A 25,710-nucleotide genomic window follows, 5' to 3' on the forward strand; every position below is an offset into this window, starting at 1 on the left:
TGAATCGCCACGCCAGCCAGGTGCTCCAACGGTGACTATATTAGGGGCATCGGCCTCGATATCGGAACGGCAATCCCCATGGCATATACCCACACCATCGGCAGCCAGCGCCATGTCTTCGACGACCTGCGCACGCTGCTGGCCAAGGCCAGCCCGGCGCGCACCGGCGATGCCCTGGCCGGCGTCGCCGCCGCCAGCGAGCAGGAACGGATGGCCGCGCGCCTGGCGCTGGCCGACGTGCCGCTGGCCCGGTTCCTCCACGAGGCGCTGGTGCCCTATGAAGAGGATGAGGTCACGCGCCTGATCGTCGACCGGCACGATGCCGCCGCGTTTGCCGCGATCGCCGCCACGACGGTCGGCGACCTGCGCAACTGGCTGCTGCGGCACGAGACCGACACCGCCACGCTGGCGCGCGTGGCGCCCGGCATCACCCCCGAGATCGCGGCCGCGGTCAGCAAGCTGATGCGCAACCAGGACCTGGTGGCGGTGGCGCGCAAATGCCGGGTGGTGACGCGCTTTCGCAATACGGTCGGCCTGCCGGGGCGGCTGGCGGTGCGGCTGCAGCCGAACCATCCGACCGACGATCCCAAGGGCATCGCCGCTTCCGTCATCGATGGCCTGCTGTATGGCTGCGGTGACGCCACCATCGGCATCAATCCGGCCTCGGACAACCTGGGCGCCATTGTCTCGCTGCTGCATATGCTCGATGCGCTGCGCAGCCGCTTCGAGATCCCGACGCAGTCGTGCGTGCTGACCCACGTCACCAACACGCTGCGCGCGATCGCGCAGGGCGCGCCGGTCGACCTGGTGTTCCAGTCGGTCGCGGGCAGCGAACGCGCCAATACGGCCTTCGGCATCAGCCTGGCGCTGCTGGCCGAGGCCCACGACGCCGCGCAGGGCCTGGCGCGCGGCACGGTCGGCAGCAACCTCATGTATTTCGAAACCGGGCAGGGCAGCGCGCTGTCGGCCAACGCCCACCATGGCGTCGACCAGCAGACCATGGAGGCGCGCGCCTACGCCGTGGCGCGCGCGTTCTCCCCGCTGCTGGTCAATACCGTGGTGGGCTTTATCGGACCGGAATACCTGTACGACGGCAAGCAGATCATCCGCGCCGGGCTCGAGGACCACTTCTGCGGCAAGCTGATGGGCGTGCCGATGGGCTGCGACGTCTGCTACACCAACCATGCCGAGGCCGACCAGGACGACATGGATACGCTGCTGACACTGTTCGGCGTGGCCGGCATCAACTTCATCATGGGCGTGCCCGGTGCCGACGACATCATGCTGAACTACCAGAGCACGTCGTTCCACGATGCGCTGTACCTGCGCGAAGTGCTGGGCCTGCGCCCCGCGCCGGAGTTCGAGCAATGGCTGCAGCGCATGGGCATCGCCGATGGCGCCGGCCGGTTGCTGGAGCCGTCCGGGCGCCAGCCGCTGCTGCAGATGGCGGACAGCCTGTAAGCCAGTCCCGAAGCATTCGTCACGACACGCCATGTCCGAGCCTCCTTCACCCTCCGCCCATGCCTCCGATACGCGCGACGCCGATCCATGGCAGCGCCTGCGCCAGTTCACGCGCGCGCGCATCGCGCTGGGCCGCACCGGCCACAGCCAGACCACCGATGCCGTGCTGGCGTTCGGGCTGGCCCATGCCCAGGCGCGTGATGCCGTGCACCTGCCGCTGGACACCGATGCCGTCGCCGGCGCACTGCGGCAGGCCGGGCTCGGCCACGTGGTGGTCCACAGTGCAGCGCCCGACCGCATCCATTACCTGCGGCGCCCCGACCTCGGCCGGGGCCTGGATGACGCGAGCAGGGAGCGCCTGGCCGCGGCGCGACCGCAGCAGGCACCCGATGTCGTGTTCGTGATCGCCGACGGACTTTCGGCCCTGGCCGCGCAAACGCATGCGGTGGCGGTGCTGGAAGCGACGCGCCAGCGGTTGCCGCAGGCATGGCGTATCGGACCGGTGGTGGTGGCGGAACAATCGCGCGTCGCGCTCGGCGACGACATTGGCGCCGCGCTGGGCGCGCGCCAGGTGGTGATGCTGATCGGCGAACGGCCCGGGCTGAGTTCGCCCGACAGCCTCGGCATCTACCTGACCTACGCTCCGCAACCCGGCCGTACCGATGCCGAGCGCAACTGCATCTCCAATGTGCGGCCCGAAGGACTGTCCTATGAGCAGGCCGCGCAACGGCTCGCGTTCCTGCTGCGTGGCGCCGTGGCGCTTGGGCGCTCGGGCGTGGACCTGAAGGACGACAGCGAGCATGCATTGACCGCAGGGACGCCGCAGGCCGCACCATTGCAGAACCGTCCATGAAAAACGGCCACCGGGGACGAATCCGCGGTGGCCGCAGCGCAACGTAGCCGCGCTACATCATGCGGCGTGAGAAGTGCCCGGGCATGGCATCCGACATCAGGTCCATGAACTGGTCCCGTGTCATGTGCACCAGCTCCTGGTGGTCGCCGCCCTCGAAATACACTTCGGGCTGCTGCATCAGGCTGTCGTCGACATAGGTTTGCATGCCATACGCCATGGCGACCGGCGGGATCGCGCCAAGGTCGCAATCCTTGAAGATCTCGCGGATTTCGTCCTCATGCGCGAGCACCAGGTCGCGGCCGGTCTGTTCGCAGATGGCAGCCAGCTGCAGGTGATGGCTCGAAGGGATCACGGCGGCAACATAGCCGCGCTCGTCTTCGAGCAACAGGGTCTTGGCCAGACGGTCTCCGGGAACGTGCGCCGCCTCGGCAGTGGCCATGCTGCTGAGGGTGTAGGGGTGGCGGATAATGTCGTACTGGGTATTCTTGCTGCTCAGGCAGTTTGCGAGCGTGCTAGACAGGGCCATGGTTGCTCCTCAGGACAGGGATACGCCTACGGTTATCCTTGTGCTCTTAATATAGTGCCTGGCGCCGTGCCCAACGGCCCCCGCTCCGCCTTGCAGCGCTAGCGGTGCAGCCGCGGCCACACCGCCTGCAGCTCCGTCTTCAGGAAGTTCAGCAGGTAGCGCGTCGCCAGCGTCTGGTAGCGGTTTGGCATGGTCAGCATGTACAGCCGGCTGCCGAACACGCTGATGCGGTAATCCGGCAGCAGCTGCACCAGCCCGCCGCTTGCCAGTTCCTCGCCGATCGCATAGATCGGCGTGATGCCGATGCCCAGGCCGGCTACCACCGCTTCCTTCAGGAAGCCGAAGTTATCGGAACTGAGCGTCGGCTCCAGCACTACCTGTTCGCGGGTTTCCTGCGCGTCGCTGCCGGGGCGCGTTCCCGCGACCTTCAGCTTTTGCCCCACCGGCGAGGCGCATACGATCGCCTGCCCCTGCAAATCGGCGAGCGCCTGGGGCGCGGGGTGGTTTGCCAGGTAAGCGGGCGAGGCGCAGATGACCCAGTCCACCGCGCCGATCTCGGTGGCGATGACCGAATCGGGCGGCGTGGAAATGATGCGCAGCGCCACGTCCACATCCTCGGACACCAGGTTGTGCACGCGGTTGTCGAAGACGACATCGAGCGTGATGTCGGGATAGCGCTGCTTGAACTGCACCAGCAGCGGCGACAGCAGCGTATGGCCGAGGCCGGTAGGGACCGAAAGCCGCACATGGCCCTGCAGGCTCTTGCCCATGTTGCTGATCAGCGCATTCGCGGCCGCCACCTCGCCGAGGATATTGCGCCCGTGCTCGTACAGCCCGGCACCCACCGGCGTGGGCTCGACATGGCGGGTGGTCCGCCGCAGCAGCTGCACGCCCAGCTCTTCTTCCAGCGCCTTCAGCCGGTAGCTGACATTGGCGCGCGTCATCTTGAGCTTGCGGGCGGCTGCGCTCAGGTTGCCGGCATCGACGATGTCGACGAACAGGCGCAAGGCGTTGAGGTCCATGGCGGGAAGGAAAGAAAAAGGGCCGGCCGTATATTGCCATGCCGGGCGGTGTGCCCCCCATTTCGACCGCCTGCGACGGCTGTCCACGCTGCGCATCGCTTGCACTGAACGCGGCTCTGGGCAATGATGCGATCCACACTATCAACCGGCCCCATGCGCCCCGTTTTCCATGCACCGCTTGATGCGCCGCTGGCTGTGCCTGCTTTTGTTCGTTGCCGGCGCCAGCGCCTCCGCCCAGGACCTGGTCGAATGCAAGCGGATCGAGCATGACCAGCTGATTGCCGCCACCCAGGAAACGCTGCTGTTCCTGCGCTGCCGCGCGCGCCAGGTGGCCTACGAAGCGCCACGCCTCAAAGGCGTATCGCAGCGCTTCAAGGATGACCTGATGTTCGCTTGCCTGGACCAGGCGGACGCGGTCGAACACCAGTTGCGCGTACGCCATGGCTATTCGCGCGAGGCGCTGGCGCGCCAGCGCTGCCTTGCGCCGGCCGGTGCGCCTGGCTGAGCCACGCAGCAGCCATCAACACGCCGCTGCGCCGTCGCCCTGACGCGGCTCACACTTCCCGCGTCATGCCGGCCAGGTCGATCCACTCGCGGAACTGCTCCTCGGTCACATGTCCGGACGCGATCGCGGCTTCCCGCAGCGACAGGTTGCGCTGCACCGCCAGCTTGGCGATCTCGGCGGCCTTGTCGTAGCCGATATGCGGGTTGAGCGCCGTGACCGGCATCAGCGAGCGTTCCAGCAGCTCGGCAATGCGCTCGCGGTCGGCCTCGACGCCCTCGACCATATGCTCGGCAAAGCTCGACGCTGCCCCCGCCAGCAGGCTGACCGACTGCAGCAGGCTGTAGATGATCACCGGCTTGTACGCATTCAGCTCGAGCGTGCCCAGGCCGTTAGCGAGCGTCACCGTGGTGTGGTTGCCGATCACGCGGCAGCACACCATGGCCAGCGCCTCCGCCTGGGTCGGATTGACCTTGCCCGGCATGATCGACGAGCCCGGCTCGTTGGCCGGCAGGATCAGCTCGGCGAAGCCGGCGCGCGGCCCCGAGCCCAGTAGCATGAAATCGCGCGCGATCTTCAGGAATGACGAGGCGGTGGTGTTGAGCGCGCCCGACAGGTCGGCCAGCGCGTCATGCGAGGCCTGCAGCGCGTAGCGGTTGGGCGCGGGTTCGAACGGCAGGCCGGTGTAGTCGGCCAGCGCGCGCGCAAAGGCCGCGGCAAAGCCGTGTGGCGCGTTCAGCCCGGTGCCGACCGCGGTGCCGCCCTGCGCCACCGGCATGGCACGCAGCATGGCCTGCTGCAGCCGCGATTGCGCATCCGCGACCTGCGTCATGTAGCCCGAGAACTCCTGGCCCAGCGTCAGCGGCACCGCGTCCTGCAGGTGCGTGCGGCCCACCTTGACGATCTCGGCAAAGGCTTCCACCTTGCGCGCGAAGGTCTGCTGCAACTGCTCCAGCGCGGGCAGCAGCTGTTGCTGGATCGCGCGCGTGGCGGCGATGTGCATCGCGGTCGGGAAGCTGTCGTTGCTTGACTGGCTGGCATTGACATGGTCGTTCGGATGCACCGGCTTCTTGCTGCCGACTTCGCCGCCGAGCAGCTGGATCGCGCGATTGGCGATGACCTCGTTGAGGTTCATGTTGGTCTGCGTGCCCGATCCGGTCTGCCAGACCGACAGCGGGAATTCCTGCGGCCAGCGGCCTTCGATCACTTCCGTGGCCGCCTGTTCGATGGCGTGCGCCAGCTCGGGCTCGAGCACGCCCAGTTCGCGGTTGGCGCGGGCCGCGCACAGCTTCAGGATGGCAAAGGCCTCGACCAGCGCCGGCGGCATCTTCTCGTCGCCGATGCGGAAGTTCTGGCGCGAGCGTTCGGTCTGCGCACCCCAAAGGTGGTCGGCGGGCACCGGCACATCGCCCAGGCTGTCTTTCTCGATGCGGGTGTTGCTGGCGGAAGGCTTGGACATGGACAGACTCCTTTGCAGGGCAAGGGACGCCGCTGCGGGCGCCCGTATTGCCGGATGGAAGGAACGTGGCGAAGCGCGGGCGCCGGCAAGTCACGCTGTCTGAAGCCAGGCCCGCGCACCGACCGTGCGTGCAGTCCGCCAGATTACGCCGCAGGCGCGCAGCGCGCGGGCAAGTCCATGCTGTCCGCCGGGATAGCCGCAATGAGCGCAATGCGGCCGGCGCGGCGGGCCGGGGGGCGCGGCTATGCCGTCATCTTGAGGCACTGCTCCATGCAGACCGCGCAGGCCCGCGCGCACTCCTGGCAGTGCTCGGCGTCATGGCGCTCGCATTCTTCCTTGCACCACTTGCAGACTTCGGCGCAGTCCTCGCAGACCAGCGGCGCGAACTCGCTGTTGCGCAGCATGTAGGAGGCGGCAAGCTGCGCGATGCCGGCGACGTCCATGTCCAGCGCGATGCAGCGCGCCATCTTGCGCACCTCCTGCTCTTCCAGGCAGGCCGCGGCGCATTTCAGCGCAGCGGCGGCACAGGCGTTGCACGCGGCGATACAGTCGGCGTAGCGGGCGGCGTTTTCCTGCACGGTGGGTCGGATCATCGAGCATCCTCCTTCGGGGGTAGGTGGATGGAACCGTGAATGCCGGCGTGTGGCCGGCGGGCGCGGTCCCGTGCATGCCCGCGGTGATGCGGGCGCCGCAAAGGCGCCGTCACGGGGCATCGTTATCCACAATAGCAGGCGAAAGTCGATCCTGCGGGCCCGGTACTTGCAGCGCCGTGCTGGTTACAATGCCGCCTGCGCGAGGCGTTCCGGATGAGAGGGCGCGGGTATCGTGCCCGGCACCCGGTGCGGTCGTCGGGCACCACCGTCCCCCGAACCGCATCTAACAGGAAACCGCAGAAAAAATGCCGCGCGCCCAGGCTCCGGCCGGGCATGCGACAGGCCGCCAGGCGGCCACCCAATAACACACCGCACCCGCGCGGCCGCCGTGGCCGCGCCGGGGCAAGCACACCGGCAGCAAGGGAAGGAAGGACATCATGGGCGAGGCAAAGAGACGGGGCACCCCCGAAGAGCGTGCGGCACAGGCGCGCGCGAAGATCGAGGCCTTGCGCCCCGCGCAGCTGGTCTGCGGGCACTGCAAGACTGCGTTCAAGCAGTTCGACACCCTCGACGTGCCGGGCCTGCCCGGCATCGACGCCGTGTTCGGCGGGGAATGCCCCAGCTGCGGCAACGACGTGGTGGTGTTCAAGGGCGCGCCGGAAGCCGTGGCGCAGGCCATGATCGCCTGGGAAAAAATGCTGGGCGCCGACGCCCAGCTTGGCTACCAGTCCAGCGACGGGCGCCATGTCCCGTTCGAGCCGGAGGGCAGCGCTGCGGAAACTGCCGGCGCCGTGCCCGGCAAGCCCGGCGGCACGCTGCATTGACGGACCGCCGGCCCGCGTGGTCGCCCCCGCAGAAACGGGTACGCTCAGTCTCGGTTGGGGCGCAGGGAGCGTGCGGACCGATCAGGCTTCGCGCGGCGTGTCGGGGGTGGGCAGCTCGGCGTGCAGGCGGCGGTGCAGTTCGTCGATGTGCTGGCGGCTGGCCGCCAGTTCCTCGCGGCCACGCTCGGTCAGCTGGTAGACCCGGCCGATGCCGTCGCGCAACACGCTTTCGAGATAGCCCTCCATCTGAAGGGTGCGCAGCAGGGGGCGCACGGTGCCGATGTCGACCTGGAAGCCATACTGCAGCAGCATGTCGGCGAGCATGGCCACCGTGGCGGGGACTTCCAGGGCAAATTGCAGGACGTAGACGCGGGCAAGCAGGCCCAGGAACTGTCGTTTCATGAAATCTGGCAACGCGGCAGCCGTCCCGGCGGTTGACGCGGTGGCGTGCTGGATGTTCGGGTTTGCAGACGTTGTGCCGGCAAACGCAGCAGCGGTGCCGGTGCCGGGATTTTATCGCGTCAGATACGACTGATCGTCCGCTTTATCGGCGCGAGCAAAAAAAAGAAGCCGCCAGGGTTCCTGGCGGCTTGTCGGGAATGCGTCGGAGGGGTCAATTAACTCTGGCGCAGACCAGAGTTTAATTTAATTGAATACTGATTGTCATCTGTCTGTTTCAGCCCCCCTCCTACGGTGGGGTATGGGTGCAGGCAGTTCGAAAGGAACGCGGGGAAATTGTTCGTCATTGTGCCCAAAATGGCGTATCAAGGTGAGGTAGATCCGTCAACTGCAGCGAAAAAGCGACGACGCAGGTGTGGCATGCATCGCATATGAAAAAATGCAGACGTCCGGATCCGGCTTGCATCCGTCCTGCCACCGACGTCCAATCGCGATACCCCATCTTGCTGCAGTGACGCAGCACGCCACGCCTTCCATGAAACCCGCCGATCTTGTACGCCTGCTTGCGCTGGCCGCCATCTGGGGCGCCAGCTTCCTGTTTATCCGTATCGGCGCGCCGGTGCTCGGTCCGATGCCGGCGGCCTTCCTGCGCGTGCTCATCGCCGCCGTCACGCTGGCTGCGTGCCTGCCTTTGCTGGGCCTGCGCTGGGACATGCGCGGCAAATGGCCGGCGGTCCTTATGCTGGGCGTCATCAATTCGGGCATTCCGTTCACCATGTACGCGGTGGCGGCGCTGTGGCTGCCGGCGGGCTATTCAGCGGTGTTCAATGCCATAACGCCGCTGATGGGCGTCGTGATTGGCGCGCTGGCCTTTTCCGAACGGCTCACCCTCGCCAAGGTGCTGGGCGTGATGCTGGGGGTGGCCGGCGTGGCGGTGCTGACGCGTACCGGCCCGGTCACGTTCTCGACCGAGTTGCTGCTAGGCGCGCTGGCTTGCCTGGCGGCGACCGCCTGCTACGGCCTGTCCGGCTTCCTGGCGCGGCGCTGGATCACCGAGCGCGGCGGCCTGGACAGCCGCCTGGTCGCGGCCGGCAGCATGGTCGGCGCGACGCTGTTCCTGCTGCCGTTTTGCGCGGCTGCGCTGTGGCGCCATAACACGCTGCCCGATGCCGGCGCCGGGGTGTGGTGGGCCATGGCGGGCGTTGGCGTGCTCTGCACGGCGCTGGCCTACATCCTCTACTACCGGCTGATTGCCGACCTTGGCCCGGTGCGCTCGCTGACCGTGACCTTCCTGATTCCGCCGTTCGGCATTGTCTGGGGCGCGCTGTTCCTGAGCGAAGCGCTGTCGTGGGCCCACGCCGTGGGCGGCGCGCTGATCGGCCTGGCGGTGTGGCTGGTGTTGCGGCCAGTGGCGGCCGACGTGCCAGCGGCTGCGGCGGCGCGGGCGGCCGCGAAGCGCTGAGCGGTCAGCAAGCCGCCCTTGAGGGCGCCGCCGCTCCGGCTCCCGCTCCCGCGGCGACGTTGTACTGCTCCCGCACCATCATCACGACGCGGCGCGCCTGGCGCCAATGACGGATGGCGTCGGCTTCGGTGCGTTCGGGGAAATCGACCTCGGCACTCCAGTTGCAGCCGGTGTGGTCGGGCCGGTGCACGCATACCGCCCGCAGCTGGCAGTCATGGCAGCCGGGTTCCTGTCTCAGGTACACGCTGAGCAGGCGTTTCAGTTCGGATAGCGGCTTGGTCAGGCGCTCCATGAATGGCTCCGTCAGGGCGCGGCATCGATGCTCCAAATGCGGACCTCGGGCGTGCTCAGGCTTGCGTGGGCCGAGCCGCGGACATGAGCGTCTCGTCCGGTTCACTGGCACGGCACCCGGGGCAGACGCCGTACAGCACCAGCATGTGCTCGCGCAATATAAAGGCGTTGTCGGCGGCTACCTGGCGCTGGCGCTGCTCGATGCTTTCGTCGCGGAACTCTTCCACGCGGCCGCAGGCAACGCAGATCAGGTGATCATGGTGGCCGCCTTCGTTGAGTTCGAACACGGCATGGTCGGACTCGAAGGTGTGGCGCAGCAGGATGTCGGCCTGCACCAGCTGGTTAAGCACCCGGTACACGGTCGACAAACCCGCATCCTCGTCCTGGGTCAGCAGGATGCGATAGACATCTTCCGCACTGAGATGGCGCTGTGCGCTGGTGCGGAACACTTCAAGGATCCGCATTCGCGGCGAGGTGGCCTTCAGGCCGGCGCGTTTGAGGTGGATCGGGCTGGACCGTTCGGATGACATGGCGGATGACATTGGGATGCTGCTGTTGCCCCGCGTCGGGCAGGACGGCACCGTGCCCGGCGCCGCGCACGGGCGGCGTCGATGGCTTGGCGGATAGTCAGGCTGGAGCGCCAGGACCCGGCCGCGCGCAGCGCCGGCATTCCTGGCGGCGCGCCGTGCCTGCACGACGCGCTGAATAAAAAGGCGGCCTGGCTTGCCTCCGGAAGACGCGATCGGGAAAGCGGGGTCTGGTTGCTTTCCCGATCTTCCGAAGACTGGCTACTGCCAAACGCTCCGCGTGACGGAGCGGTCCCCACAAAAGTCGGTGTCGGATGCCGCGTGGGATGGCCACGTTGCGGCGTCCGGAAATTTCTGTGCCTGCCAGTATTTCGGGGCACTGCCGCCTGCCGCGGCGGCCTCGGTGCTGGCCGGGCTGCCTGGCTGGTGAAGCACCGTGCGTCAGGCAGTGATCGAATGTTAAATGGGAATCGATCTCATTACAAGGAAAATTTTAGCAGGCGGATGTATTTTTTTTGGATTGCGGTTGCCTAGGCATCGAAGCGGCCTATCGCCCCGGGCTTCCGGGGCCGGCGCCTTGCAGCAGATCCAGCAGCGCCTGCGGCGCATACGGCTTGCGCAGCACCGCCGCGTCGCCCAGTGCCTGGTGCTGGGCCGGTGTCAGCGCCAGCGGATAGCCGGTGGCAAACACCACCCGCAGCCGCGGCTGGCGCTGGCGTGCGGCCAGCGCCAGGTCCACACCCGAGCCGCCGGCGCCGCCGTGCAGCGCGACATCGGTCAGCAGCAGGTCGAACCTGCCGGCGGCAAGCAGGGCCAGCGCCTCGATGTCGCTCTGCGCCTCGGTCACCTCGGCGCCGCAGGCGCGCAGCAGTTCCGCCGTGCTGGCGCGCACCAGCGCGTCGTCGTCGACGCACAGCACGCGCGTGCCCTGATCACTCGGCGCACGGCGGGCGGCCGCCACACCCGCCGCCGCCGCGGCACGCTGTTCCCGGTTGGCCAGCACATGGCGGACCTTGCGCGCCAGCGCTTCATGCCTATAGGGCTTGCTGAGCAGTTCCACGCCGGGATCCAGCCTGCCGCCATGCACGATGATGCTGTCGGTGTAGCCCGAGGTGAACAGCACCGCGATGCCCGGCAGCAGCTCGCGCACCTTGTCGGCCAGTTCGGTGCTGCGCAACGGCCCTGGCATCACCACGTCGCTGAACAGCAGGTCGATGTGCACGCCCCGCTCGACAATGGCCAGCGCACCCTGCGCATCGCGCGCGCGCAGCACGTGGTAGCCCAGGCTGGCCAGCATCTCGACCACCGTGGCGCGCACGTCCTCGTCGTCTTCGACCACCAGCACCGTTTCGCCGCCGCCGCGCGCGCGGTCCGTATCGGGTTCGGCATCGGGATCCTCGGCCATGTTCACGCGCGGCAGGTAGAGCTTCACCGTGGTGCCGCGGCCGGGCTTGCTCACGATCTTCACATGGCCGTCCGACTGGCGGATAAAGCCATACACCATGCTCAGGCCCAGGCCCGTGCCCTGGCCTTCGGGCTTGGTGGTGAAGAACGGCTCGAACACATGTTCCTGCACCTCGGGTGTCATGCCGGTGCCGGTGTCGGTGACCGCCAGCAGCACATACTGCGCCGCCGGCCGCGGCGCGCGTCCGTGCGGCGGCTCTTCCAGCGCCTCGTCGAGCCACGTGTTGCGCGCCTCGATGGTCAGGCGGCCCTGGCCATGCATGGCGTCGCGCGCGTTGATCGCCAGGTTCAGCAGCGCGTTCTCGACCTGGAACGGATCGACCAGCGTGTTCCACAGGCCGTCGGCGACCACGGTCTCGATCTCGATGCCGTCGCCCAGCGCGCGCCGCAGCATGTCGTCCAGCGTGCGCGCCAGCCGGCCCAGGTTGACCACGCGCGGGGCCAGCGGCTGGCGCCGCCCGAATGCCAGCAGCTGCGACGACAGCTTGGCGCCGCGGGCCACGCCGGCCAGCGCATTGCGCAGCCGGGGCGCGGCGTCGGTGTTGCCGGACAGGTCGCGCGCCAGCAGCTGCAGGTTGCCGCCGATCACCTGCAGCAGGTTGTTGAAGTCATGGGCGACGCCGCCGGTCAGCTTGCCGATGGCTTCCATCTTCTGCGCCGTGCGCAGGGCCTCTTCGGCATGGCGCAGTGCCGCCTGGACCTCGCGGTCGCCGGTCACGTCACGGCCGATGCCGTGAAGATGGCCGTTGGACGGGTCCACCGTCAACGTCCAGGCCAGCCAGCGCAGCGTGCCGTCGGCGCGCGGCTGGCGGCATTCGAAACGCACCGGCGTGCCGTCGTGGCGCAGCGCCGCGAGCCGCGCGGTTACCAGCACCAGGTCGTCCGGATAGATGAACGACAGGTAAGGCCGGCCCAGCGCCTCGTGCGGGGCATGGCCAAGCGTGCGGGTCCAGGCCGGGCTGACGCGCTGCAACGTGCCATCGAAGCCGGCCACGATCAGCAGGTCTTCGCTCAGTTCCCAGAGCCGGTCATGGTCGGTCACGGCCTGCGCGATGCGCCGCTCGAGCGAAGCATTGAGGTCCTGCAGGCGGCGCTCGGTGGCACGCCGCAGCTCCGACAGCCGCAGGTTGCTGGCCACGCGCGCCAGCAATTCGCGGGCCGAGAAAGGCTTGACCAGGTAATCGTCGGCGCCCGAGCCCAGGCCGCTCACGCGCGCTTCCTCGCCGGCGCGCGCCGACAGCAGCAGCACCGGCGTGTCGCGCAGCACCGGGTCCGCGCGCACGGCCTGCACCAGGCCGAAGCCGTCGAGCCGGGGCATCATCACGTCCGACACGATCAGCGCGGGCTGCTGGCGGCGCGCCACCTCGAGCGCGGCTTCGCCGTCGGGCGCCACCTCGACGCGATGGCCGGCGGCGTTCAGCAGCCGGCGCATGTAGTCGCGCACGTCGTCGTTGTCGTCCACCACCAGCACGGTGGCGGCCACAGCCGCTTCGCCGTCGGGCGCCGGCGGCTGGCGGTCGTGCCAGTCCTGCCGGCTGTATTGCCCGTCCTCTGCGGCCAGGGCCATCGCCGGCGCCTCGGCATATGGCCAGCGCAGCGCCGCGTCCACGTAGGCGCGGGCCTGCGCACTGCTGGCCGCGGGCGCCGCCGCGGGATCCGCCTGCTCGTCGTCGGCGCCTACCCTTGGCAGCGTGACGGTGAAGCAGGCACCCTGGCCCTGCACGCTGTCGACCTCGACGGTGCCGCCATGCAGGCGCACCAGTTCCTGCACCAGCGCCAGGCCGATGCCGCTGCCTTCGATCGAACGGCCCTGCGCGCCTTCGACGCGATGGAAGCGCTCGAAGATGCGCGGCAACTCGCCGGCCGGAATGCCGATGCCGGTGTCGCGCACGCGCAGCACCGCGTTGTCCCCCTGCGCCGCGACGCTGACGGTGATGCCGCCGGCAAACGTGAACTTGAACGCATTGGAGACCAGGTTCAGCACGATGGTCTCCCACATGTCGCGGTCCACCGCCACCGGCTGCGGCAGCGCTTCGCATTCCACCTGCAGCGACATGCCGGCGCTCTCGACACTGGCACGGAACAGCGAGGCGAGATCGGCGGTGAAGGCCGCGAGGTCGGTGGGCCGGCGCCGCATGCGGATGCGGCCGGCCTCGATGCGCGAGAAGTCGAGCAGCGCATTGACCAGCTTGAGCAGGCGCATGCCGCTGCGGTGGGTCATCTCCAGCAGCGAGCGTTGTTCGTCGCCGGCGCTGCCGCCGCCGGCGCCGGCGCGCCGCAGCAGTTCTTCGAGCGGCCCCAGCATCAGCGTCAGCGGGGTGCGGAACTCATGGCTGATGTTGGAGAAGAAGGTGGTCTTGGCGCGGTCGATCTCGGCCAGCGCCTCGGCACGCTTGCGTGCTTCCTCGTAGGCCTGGGCCGAATGCATGGCCGCGCCGATCTGGCCGGCCACGAGGTTCAGGAAGCTGCGGTAGCGCTCGCCGAACAGCCGGTACGGGTTCAGTCCGACCACCAGCACGCCGCGGTGCGAGGCGCTGCCAGAGGGGACCACCGGGATCACCGCGGCCGCGTCCGTGGGCACGCTCCATGCGCCGGCGGGCAGCGGCGCGGCAAAGCGCGTCGCCAAATGCTCGATCAGTGCCGGCTGTTGCTGTTGCAGGACCTCGGCCACCGGCCACGGCGTTACACCTTCGAGCGGGATGGCGGGCGGTGCGGCGGGGTGGGCAGCATCGATGCCGCTCGCGACCACGCGCTGCAGCTCGGCGGCGCCAGGCTCGGCGATGTAGAGCAGCGCGAAGACGATGTCGCGCGGGTCCGATGCCAGCGCGCCCATGGTGCGCTCGCACGCCTCGCGCCACGAGCGCGCGTCGGTGGCCGCTGCGGCCACGTCGCGCAGCACGTTCAGTTGCCGCTCGGCCAGCACGCGCTCCGTATCGTCGCTGTTGGCGCAGATGATGCCGCCGGTGCCGCCGTGGTCGTTCGGCACGGGGCTGTACGAAAAGGTGTAGTAGGTCTCTTCCGGATACCCGTTGCGCTCCATGATCAGCAGCTTCTGCTCGACGAAGCTTCCCTCGGCGCGGGTCATCGCGGTGTCGAGCAGGGGGCTGATTTCCGGCCAGAGTTCGCGCCAGACGACCGCGGTCGGCTGGCCCAGCGCGCCGGGGTGCTTGCCGCCGATGATCGATTGGTAGGCGTCGTTGTAGAAGAAATGCAGCGCCTCGCCCCAGCCGATCCAGATCGGCTGGCGCGAGGTCAGCATGATGCGCATGGCCGTCTTCAGGCTGTGCGGCCATGCCTGGGGCGGCCCCAGCGGCGTAGCGGCCCATTCGTGCGCGCGGATCAGCGCGCCCATCTCGCCGCCCCCGGCCAGGAAGCCAGGCATGTCTGGGCAGGCACTGCCGCTGGCCGCGTCGGACGCTTGCGGCGCGGTGCCGTCGGGTTTGCTCATGGTGGTCTCCCGAGCCGCGCCGGCATTGCACCGCGCGCGTCTCGCAAGACTTTGCCCAGCCTGGTGGCGCAATGCAAGCCTGCGCCGGGGACTACAGCGGCGGGCTCACCCAGTACGGGTCGCGCCCGTAGTACTCGTGCAGCGACCTGCCCCACTGCGGATCGGCCATGGCCGGCCAGCTGTCCTTGTTGAAGCCGGGCGCGGACTTGATGCGATCCGCTGTCACACCGATCCGGAAGCACTTCTCGTCGGTGTCCATCACCAGGGCGTTCCACGGGATGGCGTGCAGCGTATCGCCGATGCCGAGAAAGCCGCCGGCTTTCAGCACCGCGTAGGCGATGCGGCCGTGCGGCACGTCCAGCATGATCTCGGAGATCGTGCCGACGTGTTCGCCGTCCGACGAGTACGCCTTGGTGCCGTCCAGGCTGGATGCCGCCATGACTTCCGGGCCGGGGCCTTCGCCCACGCCCGAACCGACGATGGCCGCGCCTTGACTGCTGGGAGTTTGGGTTTGCATGTTGGGCTCCTTGTTCCAGTGAATGCAGGAACATGGGTCGTGCGCAATGACCATGCCTGCAACGCAAGCGGCGCCGCGCCAAGCCATCCAGGGCCGTCCCGCAGCGCAGGGCGCGTGGCAAGGTAATTCTTTCGCGCCGGCTTTGCAAAAATGCGCGCCGGGACGGCCGCGCTCAGAACTGGTGGCGCATCCCCAGCATGACGCCCACGCGCGTGCTGCTGTCCACGCCGGCGGCCGGGGTGCCGGCCCAGTATTCGGTCTCGCGGCCGACCGCGCCGCCGCGGGCATGCACGGCGTCCGCCTCCACGTACACGCTGGTGCGTCTGGACAGCGCGTAGTCGGCGACCACGGCAATGCTGTCGGCGTTGCCGCTGCCGAGCAGCGCCGGCACGTCCTGGAATTGCGTGGTCACGTTGCCGCCCTGCCAGTAGCGGTAGTAGGCCCCCGACAGGTGCAGCGCCGGCGTGAGCTGGTAGCCCAGCCCGGCAAAGGCGATATTGAAGCGCGCGTCGCCGGCCGACTCACGCCGGCCCATATGGCCGAGGTAGGCGGTGGCCTTGCCGAATGCGTACGAACCGCCGACCGAGTAGTTGCGCACGGTATTGCCGCCGTCGTCGCTCTTGCGCTGGTCATAGGCCGCGCCCAGCGCGAGCGCACCCTGCTGGTACATCACCCCGCCGCCCAGGGTGGTGCCGCGGGCCAGGCTGCCGCGCTGCTCGCCCACGCCGTAGTCCAGCTGCACGGTCAGCGGGCCGATGGCGCGCTTGTAGACCACGCTGTTGTCGATGCGGTAGTCCTGGAAGAAGATGTCGCCGCCGATATACAGCGGATCGGACCAGAAATTGCCCCAGCCCTGCGCCAGCGGGTCGAAGGCCCAGCCGATATTGTTCAGCGCGTTGTACTGGCGCCCGACGGTCAGGCTGCCCCAGGCGCCGCTCAGGCCGACGAAGGCCTGGCGGCCGAACAGCGCGTTGTAGCTCGCGCGGCCGTCGTCGCTGCCGATGCCGGCCTCGAACTGGAACAGCGCGCGGTTGCCGCCTCCCAGGTCCTCGTCGCCCTTCAGGCCGAAGCGGCTGCCGACCAGGCCGCCGGAGACCAGCGCGGCCTGGTCGTTGTGGTGTCCGTCCAGGTTGGACGTATAGCGCACGGCGGAGCTGACGATGCCGTACAGGGTCACGCCTGGCTCGGCGTGGGCAGATGGGGCGGCGGCGGACAACAGTCCGGCCGCCAGCAGCCAGGAGCTGGCTGTCTTGCGCATGGATTTCCTCCGGAAGGCGGATTCCGGCCGGGCGCGGCGGCACCGGCATGGATCCGGGCAGGCCTGCGAGCCTGTGGGTTCCAGTCGCGCGCGGGGGAACGCGCGGGTCGTCATCGGGCGTGCGCATGGGTACGCACGGCCCGGGCGAAGGGCGAAGCGGGCGGCGAAGCCAGGAGGCGGCGAATGCCGGCAGCGGGGCCGGGCAAGCCAGGTGCGGCACTGTCGGCAGTACACGCGGGGGCGGCCCGAAGGCCATGGGGCAGGTTCGCCGGCGCCCGCTTCGCGGTCGCGCCGGCATTTGCCGGCGTGATGTATCAGGCTGGTCCCGGGTCGGCCCCGGGGCGGCGAACAGGCGCTAGTTTACCTTGTCCGCGCGGCCACCCCGAAAAAGTGATTTATCTGGCGCCGCGCTGGAGGGTTGCGTCAGCCTTCGGAAGAGGCGGCCGGCATGTCGCGCGACAGGCCCAGGATCCAGCCACGGAACGCCGCCAGTGCCTCCGATTCCGGCCGGCCCTCGGGATAGGCGAAGTAGTAGCCCTGGTGCTCGTCCAGCATGCCGGCCAGCGGCGTCACCAGCTGCCCGGTCTGCAGCTCGCGCTCGATCAGCAGCCGCGGCGCCAGGCCGATGCCGAGCCCCGCGGCGGCGGCGGCCGTCATCATCGTGAACAGCTCATAGCGCGGCCCGCGCGAGGCCGCCAGGCTGAAGTCCCAGCCCTGCGCCGCGTACCAGTCGCGCCAGGCGTTGGCGCGCGTGCTCAGGTGCAGGTGGCGGCAGCGTGCCAGGCCGGCGGCATCGGTGACGGGATGGCCGGCATGGTCGGCATGATCGGCAAGGAAGGCCGGGCTGCACACCGGCACCATGCCGCCCTCGCGGAAGATCATGCCGCCGCGCGTGCCGGGCCAGAACTGGTCGCCGAAATAGATGGCGGCGTCGTAGGCGCACTCCTGGAACGAAAACGGCTGCGAGCGCGCCGACAGGTTGACGGTGACGTTGGGATGGCGCCGCGCAAAATCCGGCAGCCGCGGGATCAGCCACTGCGTGGCGAAGGTGGGGACCACCGCGAGTTCCAGCGTGTAGCCCATGGCGCGGCCGGTGCTGATTTCCAGCGTGTCGCGCTGCAGGTGGTCCAGGTGCCGGCGGATGCGCGCGGCGTACTCGCGCCCGGTCTCGGTCAGTTCCAGGCGCCGCCGCACGCGGGTGAACAGCGCCACGCCCAGGCGTTGCTCGAGCTGCGCCACCTGCCGCCCCACCGCGCTGTGCGTCAGCGCCAGCTCGGCCGCGGCGCGGGTAAAGCTGCCCAGCCGTGCCGAGGCCTCGAAGGCCTGCAGCGCGCCCAGGTTGGGGATGTCGTTTCTCATGGGACGGCGGGGAAGGAAGTCCGACAGTATAAACAGCGGCGCGGCACCGGAGGTCGTGCGCCGCGCGCACAACGTTGTGCGCAATGCGCGCTTGTGCGCGGGCGGCGCGGGCCACTATCCTGCCCCGCGGATCGTTGCCGTATCGCCCGCCGGGGCGGAAGCCGGTCCAGCCCACTTCCACGCGCCCATGTCATCCAATATCTCCTCGCTCCTCACCGCCAACGTCGGCGCCACCCGCGCCGCGCAATTGATGTCGCTGGTCACGCTGCCGGCCAGCCTGCCCCAGGACCCACACGGTCGCGCCACCCGCGCCGAGATCGCCCAGGCGCTGAACATGGTGCTGTTCGGCGGCATCCTGGAACGCGTGCCGACCGGCCGCGCCTACACCGACGACGTCGCCGCCGCCGGCGGCAAGGTCACCTTCGACCACGGCGCGCTGCGCACGGTCAAGTGGCGCGACAACGGCGCGCTGCCCGAAGGCGAGGCCGCCTTTACCCGCATCCTGCGGCCGCTGGGCTACGTGCTCAACGGCACCTATCCGCTCGACCGCATCGGCATGACCGGGCGCTCGTACGCGCACGCCGACGCACCCGAGGACATTGCCCAGTTCTTCGTCAGCGAATTCCATCCCGAGCGCTTCAGCGAAGATTTCCGCGCCGCGGTCAGCCGCGTGACCGGCAGCTCCGCCGATCCGCTGACGCCGCGCGCGCAGACGCTGCTGTGGCAACTGGAGCGCGACGGCGCGCTGGCAGTGGCCGACGGCGCCGAACTGGTCGGCCTGCTGGTGCCTTGCTTCGAGCGCCAGCACGCCGCGCCGCGGCTGGCTGACTACGAAGCGCTGCTGCGTGAATCGGCCGAGATGGCGTGGATCGCCACCGAAGGCAATGCCTTCAACCACGCCACCGACCGCGTCGACGACGTGTTCGCGCTGGCCGAGCAGCAGAAGCGGCTGGGCCGGCCGATGAAGGACAAGGTCGAGGTGTCGGGCAGCGGGCGCGTCAGGCAGACGGCGTTCCGCGCCGATACCGTGCGCCGCACGTTCGTCGGTGCGCAGGGCGAGGCCGTCGAGCGCGAGGTGCCGGGATCGTTCTACGAGTTCATCACGCGCGAGCGCTTCGCCGAAGCGCAAGCGGCGCCGCAGCGCTATGACCTCGGGTTTGACGCGGGCAATGCGCAGGGGATTTTCAGGATGACTGCGGCGGCGTGCTGAGCGCGGACCAGCGGACAGCTTCGGTTCCGCAGACTGTGTGCTCCCTCACCCTCTCCCGCAAGCGGAAGAGGGGAGCGAACCATCGCTAGCCCAGCTTCTTCGCCGAAATCACCGCTTCGGCGACGTTGGCCGGTGCCTCGGCATAGTGCTTGAACTCCATGGTGAACGTCGCACGGCCCTGCGTCAGCGAGCGCAGCGTGGTCGAGTAGCCGAACATCGTCGCCAGCGGCACTTCGGCGCGCACGATCTTGCCGCCGCCACCGGCAATGTCGTCCATGCCGTGCACCATGCCGCGGCGTGACGACAGGTCGCCCATCACGTTGCCGGTGAACTCCTCAGGCGTTTCGACCTCGACCGCCATCATCGGCTCCAGCAGCGCCGGCCGGGCCCGGCGCATGCCTTCCTTGAACGCCATCGAGCCCGCCATGCGGAAGGCATTCTCGTTCGAGTCGACGTCGTGGTACGAGCCGAACACCAGCGTGGCCTTGATGTCCACCACCGGATAGCCGGCCAGCACGCCCGCCTGCAAGGTCTCGCGGATGCCCTTGTCCACCGCCGGGATAAACTCGCGCGGCACCACGCCGCCCTTGATCGCGTCGACGAATTCGTACCCGGCACCGTGCGGCATCGGCTCGAGGTTCAGCACCACGTGGCCGTACTGGCCGCGGCCGCCGGACTGCTTGATGAACTTGCCTTCCACGTCCTTGACCGGCTGGCGGATGGTCTCGCGGTAAGCCACCTGCGGCTTGCCCACCGACGCTTCCACGTTGAACTCGCGGCGCATGCGCTCGACCAGGATTTCCAGGTGCAGCTCGCCCATGCCCGAGATGATGGTCTGGCCGGATTCCTCGTCGGTGTTCACGCGGAACGACGGGTCCTCCTGCGCCAGGCGGTTCAGCGCCATGCCCATCTTTTCCTGGTCGGCCTTGGTCCTGGGCTCCACCGCCTGCGAGATCACGGGTTCGGGGAAGCTCATGCGCTCCAGGATGATGACCTTGTCCGGGTCGCACAGCGTATCGCCGGTGGTTGCCTCCTTCAGTCCGACCGCCGCGGCGATGTCGCCGGCGCGCACTTCCTTGATCTCCTGGCGCACGTTGGCATGCATCTGCAGGATGCGGCCGAGCCGCTCGCGCTTGGCCTTGAGCGGGTTGTAGACGGTGTCACCGGAATTGACCACGCCCGAATACACGCGGAAGAAGATCAGCTGGCCGACGAAGGGGTCGGTCATGATCTTGAACGCCAGCGCCGAGAACGGCTCGTCGTCGCTCGGATGGCGCTCGGCCTCGCGGTCGTCCTCGGTGTGGCCGAGGATGGCCGGCACGTCCGCGGGCGAGGGCAGGTAGTCGATGACCGCATCGAGCATGCTCTGCACGCCCTTGTTCTTGAAGGCGCTGCCGCACAGCATCGGCACGATCTCGTTGGCGATGGTGCGCTTGCGCAGGCCTCGCTTGATCTGCTCTTCGGTCAGCGCTTCACCCGACAGGTAGCGCTCGAGCAGCGCCTCGTCGGCCTCGGCGGCGGCTTCGACCATCTTGTCGCGCCAGGCCTGCGCGGTCGGCAGCAGCTCGGCAGGGATCTCCCGGTACTCGAAGCGAACGCCCTGGCTGGCATCGTCCCAGACGATGGCCTTCATCTTGACCAGGTCGATCACGCCCAGGAAATGGTCTTCGGCGCCGAGCGGGATCTGGATCGGCACGGCGCGCCCCTTGAGGCGGTCGGCGATCTGCGCCTGCACGCGGAAGAAGTCCGCGCCGACGCGGTCCATCTTGTTGACGAAGGCGATGCGCGGCACCGCGTACTTGTTGGCCTGGCGCCAGACCGTCTCGGATTGCGGCTGCACGCCGCCGACCGCATCGTAGACCATGCAGGCGCCGTCGAGCACGCGCATCGAGCGCTCGACTTCGATGGTGAAGTCGACGTGTCCCGGCGTATCGATGATGTTGATACGGTGTTCGGGGTAATTGCCGGCCATGCCTTTCCAGAAGGCGGTGGTGGCAGCCGACGTGATGGTGATGCCACGCTCCTGCTCCTGCTCCATCCAGTCCATGGTGGCAGCGCCATCGTGCACTTCGCCCAGCTTGTGGTTGACGCCCGTGTAGAACAGGATGCGTTCGGTCGTCGTGGTCTTGCCGGCGTCGATATGCGCGCTGATGCCGATGTTGCGGTAGCGCTCGATGGGGGTCTTGCGGGGCACAGTGTTCTCCTGGGTGACACCTCCGGAATAGAGTAGCACCACTGGACCCTTGCCGTTGTCCCTGCCTCCCGCAGGGGCGCGCGCGCGGCGCGCGGTCGTGCATGCAACCCGGTGCGCGGCGTCTGAGGCGAGCCTAGGGACGAGCTGCAATGTCTTGCGGAATCCTCCCATCCTGCGCGCCGCCGTGCATCCCTATACTGGGGCTGCATCGCGCCGGCCGATGCGCCGACATACCCATTCACGCGAACCGACGCATGACCACCATCCTGATCGTTGACGACCACCCGGCGATGCGGCTGATTCTCAAGACCCACCTGCTGCAGCTGCTCGGCGTCGATGAAGTGCTCGAGGCCGACAACGGGCAAAGCGCGCTCGATCTGGTGCGCGCGCGCATGCCCGACCTCGTGCTGCTCGATCTCGACATTCCGCGCTCGAGCGGCCTCGACGTGGCGCCGCGCCTGCGGGCGATCCATCCGCAGGTGCGCCTGCTGGTGGTGACGGCGCTCGACCCGGCGGTGTTCGTCAGCCGCGCGTGGCAGGTCGGCGCGCAGGGCTTTGTCAGCAAGACGCAGGACCTGAAGGAAATCCTGCGCGCGGTCGAGTCTGTGCTGGCCGGCTACACGGTGTTCCCCGCGATGGGGCGGGATGGCGGCTCGCGCCATGCCGTTTCCGCCGACGACGAGATGCTGCGCCGGCTTTCCGACAAGGAACTGGTGGTGCTGCAGATGCTGGCGCGCGGCATGTCGTACAAGGCCATCAGTGCCAGCCTGTTTATCAGCAACAAGACCGTCAGCAGCTACAAGGCGCGCATCATGGCCAAGCTGCAGGTGTCGTCGCTGGTGGAACTGGTCGACTTCGCGCGCCGCTGCCACCTCGCCTTGTAGACGCTGGCAACGGCAGTTGTTCGGACATCGTATGACTGGGGGCGCCCCACAGACGCCCCGCGGGGCGTCCGCGCGTCCGGGCCTCAGGCCGGCTGCGCGCTGCCGGAGCCCGACGCCTTGCGCAGCCGCTCGCGGCTGTTGGTCAGGTGCATGCGCATCGCCGCCTTGGCCGCGTCCGGGTCGCGGCGCTCGATCGCGTCGTAGATGTTCTCGTGCTCGAACTGGACCCGCTCCAAATACTGCTCGCGTTCCGGCGTATTGACCTGCAGCCGGCTGCGCGGGATCAGCATGGTGCCCAGGTGGCCCATGATATCGGTGAAGTAGCGGTTGCCGGTGGCGCGGGCGATGGCCAGGTGGAAGGCAAAATCGCTGTCCACCGCGTCGCTGCCGGCCCCGGTATTGCGCTTGAGCTCGTCCAGCGCCTGGCGCATGGCGGCCAGTTGGGCGTTGCTGTGGCGCGCGGCGGCCAGTCCGGCAGCCTCTGCCTCCAGGCTGACGCGGAATTCCAGCATCGCCATCACATCGATCGCGGTGCCCAGCGTATCCGGGCCGATGCGGAACGGCGACGGCGCTTCCGCGGCGCGCGCCAGCACGAACGTGCCGATGCCGTGGCGGGTCTCGACCAGGCCGCTGGCCTGCAGCCGCGACAAGGCCTCGCGCACCACGGTGCGGCTGACGCCCTGTGTCGCCATGATTTCCGATTCGGTCGGCAGCTTGTCGCCGGGCTTGAGCTGGCCCTGGCGGATCTCTTCGGAGAGCGCCTGCACCACTTCCTCGGCCAGGGTGCGGCCGCGGCGGCGTAACGGCACGGCCGCAGCGGCGTTGGGCGCGCCGCCGGCAGCGGCAAGCGGGTCGGACAGGGCAGGGTTGCGTGCGGTAGGCATGGCGGATACGGGCGGGGTTTCCCGGACTTGACCGGTTCAAGATACCCTCATTATACTGGGTTATCAGTCATACGATGACCGATAACATAGTAATGCCGGAGACCAGACCCGAATGACCCATCCCGCCACTTCCGCCGCCCCCGCCACATACGCCGGTGCCGGCCAGACCCCCGTGGTGACCGAACTCACCGTGGTGCCCGTGGCCGGGCACGACAGCATGCTGATGAACCTGTCCGGCGCCCATGGCCCGTACTTCACGCGCAATATCGTGATCCTGCGCGACAGCGCCGGCCACACCGGCGTGGGCGAAGTGCCGGGCGGAGAAGGCATCCGCCAGACGCTGGAAGACGCCCGCCCGCTGCTGGTCGGGCAGCCCATCGGCCAATACCAGGCCATCCTGAACCGCGTGCGCGCCACCTTCGCCAGCCGCGACGCCGGCGGCCGCGGCCTGCAGACCTTCGACCTGCGCATCACCATCCACGCCGTCACCGCACTGGAAGCGGCGCTGCTCGACCTGCTCGGCCAGCACCTGGAGGTGCCGGTGGCGGCACTGCTGGGCGAAGGCCAGCAGCGCGACGCCGTCGAGATGCTGGGCTACCTGTTCTATGTCGGCGACCGCCAGCGCACCACGCTGGACTACCGCACCGAAGCCGATGCCGACAACGCCTGGTTCCGCCTGCGCAACGAAGTGGCGATGACGCCGGAGGCGGTCGTCCGCCTGGCCGAGGCCGCGTACGAGCGCTATGGCTTCAACGACTTCAAGCTCAAGGGCGGCGTGCTGCGCGGCGAAGAAGAAATGCAGGCGATCCTGGCACTGGCCGAGCGCTTCCCGAAGGCGCGCATCACGCTCGACCCCAACGGCGCCTGGTCGCTGGCCGAGGCCGTGCGCCTGTGCCGCGACAAACGCGGCGTGCTGGCCTACGCCGAAGACCCGTGCGGCGCCGAGGACGGCTATTCCGGCCGCGAAGTGATGGCCGAGTTCCGTACTGCCACCGGCCTGCCCACGGCGACCAACATGATTGCCACCGACTGGCGCCAGATGGGCCACGCGGTGCGCCTGCAGTCGGTCGACATCCCGCTGGCCGACCCGCACTTCTGGACCATGCAGGGTTCGGTGCGCGTGGCGCAGATGTGCGCCGAATGGGGCCTGACCTGGGGCTCGCACTCGAACAACCACTTCGATATCTCGCTGGCGATGTTCACCCACGTGGCCGCCGCCGCGCCGGGCCGCGTCACCGCTATCGACACGCACTGGATCTGGCAGGACGGCGAGAACCTGACCAGGGCGCCGCTGAAGATCGAGAACGGCCTGGTGCAGGTGCCGAAGACGCCGGGGCTGGGCGTGGAGCTCGACATGGACGCGCTGGGCCGCGCCCATGCGCTGTACCGGAGCAAGGGCCTGGGCGCGCGCGACGACGCCATCGCCATGCAGTTCCTGATCCCCGGCTGGCAGTTCAACAACAAGGCGCCCTGCATGGTGCGCTAAACCGGACGGCAGTCCGATATCGACAAGACAGAGCAGGAGACAACGATGTATCCCTTCCAACGCACGGGCGCGCTGCGCCTGCAAGACTGGCTGCGCGCGGTTGCAGCCGGCTCGGTGCTGACGGTCGCGGCGCTGGCCGCGCTGGCGGCCGGCAACGCCCGCGCCGCGCAGGACTGGCCGCAGCGCCCGGTTTCGGTGGTGGTGCCATTCCCCGCGGGCGGCTCCACCGACACCATCGCGCGCATGCTGACGGCGCCGCTCAACGAGAAGCTGGGCCAGCCCTTCGTGGTCGACAACAAGCCCGGCGCGACCGGCGCCATCGGTGCGACCTTCGTCAAGCGCGCGCCGGCGGACGGCTACACCATGCTGGTGGCGTCGATCGGCGTCTTCGCCGTCAACCCGTTCCTGCAGAAGAACCTGGGCTACGACCCGGTCAAGGACTTCGACCTGCTGACGGTGGCGGTGCGCGCGCCCAACGTGCTGGTGGTCAATCCGCAGTTCCCGGCAAACAACGTGCAGGAACTGGTGGCGCACATGAAGAAGAACCCGGGCAAGGTCAGCTTTGCCTCGTCCGGCGCGGGCTCGTCCGACCACCTGACCGCGGCGCTGTTCTGGCAGAAGACCGGCACCGACGGCCTGCACGTGCCGTACAAGGGCGGTGCGCCGGCCATCTCCGACCTGCTCGCCGGCCAGGTGGACGTGTCGTTCCAGAATATCAACGCGGTGCTGCAGCACATCCGCACCGGCAAGCTCAAGGCGCTGGCGGTGACGGCGGACAAGCGCCCGGCCGTGCTGCCCGACGTGCCGACCATGGCGGAGGCCGGCGTCAAGGAAGTCGAGGTCTATTCCTGGCAGGGCGTGGCCGCGCCGCGCGGGCTGCCCGCCGACGTGAAGACGCGCCTGCACGGCGCGCTGGTCGGCGCGCTGAACGATCCGAAGATGCGCCAGAAGCTGTCGGAGAACGGCTTCGAGGTGGTGGCGAATACGCCCGAGCAATTCAGCCAGTTTGAAGCGCAGGAACTGCAACGCTGGAAGACCGTGATCGAGAAGGGCCGCATCGTGCTCGACTGAGCGCAACAAGCATCGA

The 25,710-nt window shown here is 68.6% G+C and carries 22 protein-coding genes; 9 read left to right on the top strand and 13 right to left on the bottom strand.

Translation table 11 applies throughout. From position 1 onward, the window contains the following. Nucleotides 1-78 precede the first annotated feature (78 nt). Complete coding sequence (locus tag JTE92_RS00420; protein ID WP_063237724.1) at nucleotides 79-1,461, top strand: ethanolamine ammonia-lyase subunit EutB; 1,383 nt, start codon at nucleotides 79-81, stop codon at nucleotides 1,459-1,461. A 31-nt stretch (nucleotides 1,462-1,492) separates the two neighbouring features. Beyond that, nucleotides 1,493-2,314: an ethanolamine ammonia-lyase subunit EutC gene (eutC, locus tag JTE92_RS00425; RefSeq protein WP_063237725.1), complete on the top strand. Its 822-nt coding sequence runs from the start codon at nucleotides 1,493-1,495 to the stop codon at nucleotides 2,312-2,314. 52 nt (nucleotides 2,315-2,366) lie between these two features. Here eutC and JTE92_RS00430 read toward each other — a convergent pair whose 3' ends face one another. Together JTE92_RS00430 and JTE92_RS00435 are read right to left on the bottom strand one after the other, a co-directional pair. Further along, nucleotides 2,367-2,840 carry an aminoacyl-tRNA deacylase gene (locus JTE92_RS00430; protein WP_063237727.1) on the bottom strand — a complete coding sequence of 158 codons (474 nt, stop codon included), beginning with the start codon at nucleotides 2,838-2,840 and terminating at the stop codon, nucleotides 2,367-2,369. Nucleotides 2,841-2,938: 98 nt separating this feature from the next. Continuing rightward, a complete protein-coding gene (locus tag JTE92_RS00435; protein ID WP_063237728.1) occupies nucleotides 2,939-3,862 on the bottom strand; it encodes a LysR family transcriptional regulator in 924 nt (307 codons plus the stop codon). A gap of 169 nt (nucleotides 3,863-4,031) precedes the next feature. Between JTE92_RS00435 and JTE92_RS00440 the strand changes: the two genes are divergently transcribed. Then, complete coding sequence (locus tag JTE92_RS00440) at nucleotides 4,032-4,367, top strand: hypothetical protein (RefSeq protein WP_063237729.1); 336 nt, start codon at nucleotides 4,032-4,034, stop codon at nucleotides 4,365-4,367. A gap of 49 nt (nucleotides 4,368-4,416) precedes the next feature. On the opposite strand, the gene fumC is transcribed toward JTE92_RS00440, so the two are convergent. Together fumC and JTE92_RS00450 are read right to left on the bottom strand one after the other, a co-directional pair. Continuing rightward, nucleotides 4,417-5,823, bottom strand: a complete 1,407-nt coding sequence (gene fumC, locus JTE92_RS00445) for a class II fumarate hydratase (protein ID WP_063237730.1) — start codon at nucleotides 5,821-5,823, stop codon at nucleotides 4,417-4,419. Nucleotides 5,824-6,065: 242 nt separating this feature from the next. Further along, nucleotides 6,066-6,416, bottom strand: coding sequence for a four-helix bundle copper-binding protein (locus JTE92_RS00450; protein WP_063237732.1), 351 nt, complete (start codon nucleotides 6,414-6,416; stop codon nucleotides 6,066-6,068). Nucleotides 6,417-6,853: 437 nt separating this feature from the next. On the opposite strand from JTE92_RS00450, the gene JTE92_RS00455 reads away from it, so the two are divergent. After that, nucleotides 6,854-7,240, top strand: a complete 387-nt coding sequence (locus JTE92_RS00455) for a hypothetical protein (RefSeq protein WP_063237733.1) — start codon at nucleotides 6,854-6,856, stop codon at nucleotides 7,238-7,240. 81 nt (nucleotides 7,241-7,321) lie between these two features. Here the strand turns inward: JTE92_RS00455 and JTE92_RS00460 are convergent, their stop codons facing one another. After that, nucleotides 7,322-7,642 (bottom strand): PadR family transcriptional regulator, encoded by a 321-nt coding sequence (locus JTE92_RS00460; RefSeq protein WP_063237734.1) that lies wholly within the window; start codon nucleotides 7,640-7,642, stop codon nucleotides 7,322-7,324. A gap of 532 nt (nucleotides 7,643-8,174) precedes the next feature. On the opposite strand from JTE92_RS00460, the gene JTE92_RS00465 reads away from it, so the two are divergent. After that, entirely contained in the window at nucleotides 8,175-9,101 is a 927-nt protein-coding gene (locus JTE92_RS00465; RefSeq protein WP_063237736.1) for a DMT family transporter, read from the top strand. Nucleotides 9,102-9,105: 4 nt separating this feature from the next. Here JTE92_RS00465 and JTE92_RS00470 read toward each other — a convergent pair whose 3' ends face one another. The 6 genes from JTE92_RS00470 to JTE92_RS00495 all read right to left on the bottom strand — a co-directional run bounded on the left by JTE92_RS00470 (nucleotide 9,106) and on the right by JTE92_RS00495 (nucleotide 17,965). Then, nucleotides 9,106-9,393 carry a hypothetical protein gene (locus JTE92_RS00470; protein ID WP_063237737.1) on the bottom strand — a complete coding sequence of 96 codons (288 nt, stop codon included), beginning with the start codon at nucleotides 9,391-9,393 and terminating at the stop codon, nucleotides 9,106-9,108. A gap of 55 nt (nucleotides 9,394-9,448) precedes the next feature. Next, complete coding sequence (gene fur / locus JTE92_RS00475) at nucleotides 9,449-9,922, bottom strand: ferric iron uptake transcriptional regulator (protein WP_232353397.1); 474 nt, start codon at nucleotides 9,920-9,922, stop codon at nucleotides 9,449-9,451. A gap of 544 nt (nucleotides 9,923-10,466) precedes the next feature. Further along, nucleotides 10,467-14,831, bottom strand: a complete 4,365-nt coding sequence (locus JTE92_RS00480) for a response regulator (protein ID WP_371136892.1) — start codon at nucleotides 14,829-14,831, stop codon at nucleotides 10,467-10,469. Nucleotides 14,832-14,922: 91 nt separating this feature from the next. Next, nucleotides 14,923-15,348 carry a PRC-barrel domain-containing protein gene (locus JTE92_RS00485; protein WP_063237738.1) on the bottom strand — a complete coding sequence of 142 codons (426 nt, stop codon included), beginning with the start codon at nucleotides 15,346-15,348 and terminating at the stop codon, nucleotides 14,923-14,925. A 172-nt stretch (nucleotides 15,349-15,520) separates the two neighbouring features. Next, nucleotides 15,521-16,606: a porin gene (locus JTE92_RS00490; protein ID WP_063237740.1), complete on the bottom strand. Its 1,086-nt coding sequence runs from the start codon at nucleotides 16,604-16,606 to the stop codon at nucleotides 15,521-15,523. A gap of 423 nt (nucleotides 16,607-17,029) precedes the next feature. Continuing rightward, the gene (locus JTE92_RS00495; protein ID WP_063237741.1) at nucleotides 17,030-17,965 is read right to left on the bottom strand and encodes a LysR substrate-binding domain-containing protein; all 936 of its coding nucleotides are present in this window, start codon (nucleotides 17,963-17,965) and stop codon (nucleotides 17,030-17,032) included. A gap of 187 nt (nucleotides 17,966-18,152) precedes the next feature. Between JTE92_RS00495 and JTE92_RS00500 the strand changes: the two genes are divergently transcribed. Continuing rightward, nucleotides 18,153-19,175: a DUF1338 domain-containing protein gene (locus JTE92_RS00500; RefSeq protein ID WP_063237742.1), complete on the top strand. Its 1,023-nt coding sequence runs from the start codon at nucleotides 18,153-18,155 to the stop codon at nucleotides 19,173-19,175. An 85-nt stretch (nucleotides 19,176-19,260) separates the two neighbouring features. Here JTE92_RS00500 and fusA read toward each other — a convergent pair whose 3' ends face one another. Further along, the gene (fusA, locus tag JTE92_RS00505) at nucleotides 19,261-21,369 is read right to left on the bottom strand and encodes an elongation factor G (protein WP_063237744.1); all 2,109 of its coding nucleotides are present in this window, start codon (nucleotides 21,367-21,369) and stop codon (nucleotides 19,261-19,263) included. Between the two features lie 254 nt (nucleotides 21,370-21,623). On the opposite strand from fusA, the gene JTE92_RS00510 reads away from it, so the two are divergent. Further along, complete coding sequence (locus tag JTE92_RS00510) at nucleotides 21,624-22,253, top strand: response regulator transcription factor (RefSeq protein ID WP_063237745.1); 630 nt, start codon at nucleotides 21,624-21,626, stop codon at nucleotides 22,251-22,253. An 83-nt stretch (nucleotides 22,254-22,336) separates the two neighbouring features. Here JTE92_RS00510 and JTE92_RS00515 read toward each other — a convergent pair whose 3' ends face one another. Then, on the bottom strand, nucleotides 22,337-23,137 hold the full coding sequence (locus JTE92_RS00515; protein WP_063237746.1) for a FadR/GntR family transcriptional regulator: 801 nt from the start codon (nucleotides 23,135-23,137) through the stop codon (nucleotides 22,337-22,339). A 112-nt stretch (nucleotides 23,138-23,249) separates the two neighbouring features. On the opposite strand from JTE92_RS00515, the gene gudD reads away from it, so the two are divergent. Then, a complete protein-coding gene (gene gudD, locus JTE92_RS00520) occupies nucleotides 23,250-24,623 on the top strand; it encodes a glucarate dehydratase (protein WP_063237748.1) in 1,374 nt (457 codons plus the stop codon). 45 nt (nucleotides 24,624-24,668) lie between these two features. Next, the gene (locus JTE92_RS00525; protein ID WP_063237749.1) at nucleotides 24,669-25,694 is read left to right on the top strand and encodes a Bug family tripartite tricarboxylate transporter substrate binding protein; all 1,026 of its coding nucleotides are present in this window, start codon (nucleotides 24,669-24,671) and stop codon (nucleotides 25,692-25,694) included. The last annotated feature ends 16 nt before the right edge of the window (nucleotides 25,695-25,710 follow it).

The sequence above is a fragment of the Cupriavidus oxalaticus genome, assembly GCF_016894385.1.
In the GTDB taxonomy this organism is placed as follows: Bacteria; Pseudomonadota; Gammaproteobacteria; order Burkholderiales; family Burkholderiaceae; genus Cupriavidus; species Cupriavidus oxalaticus.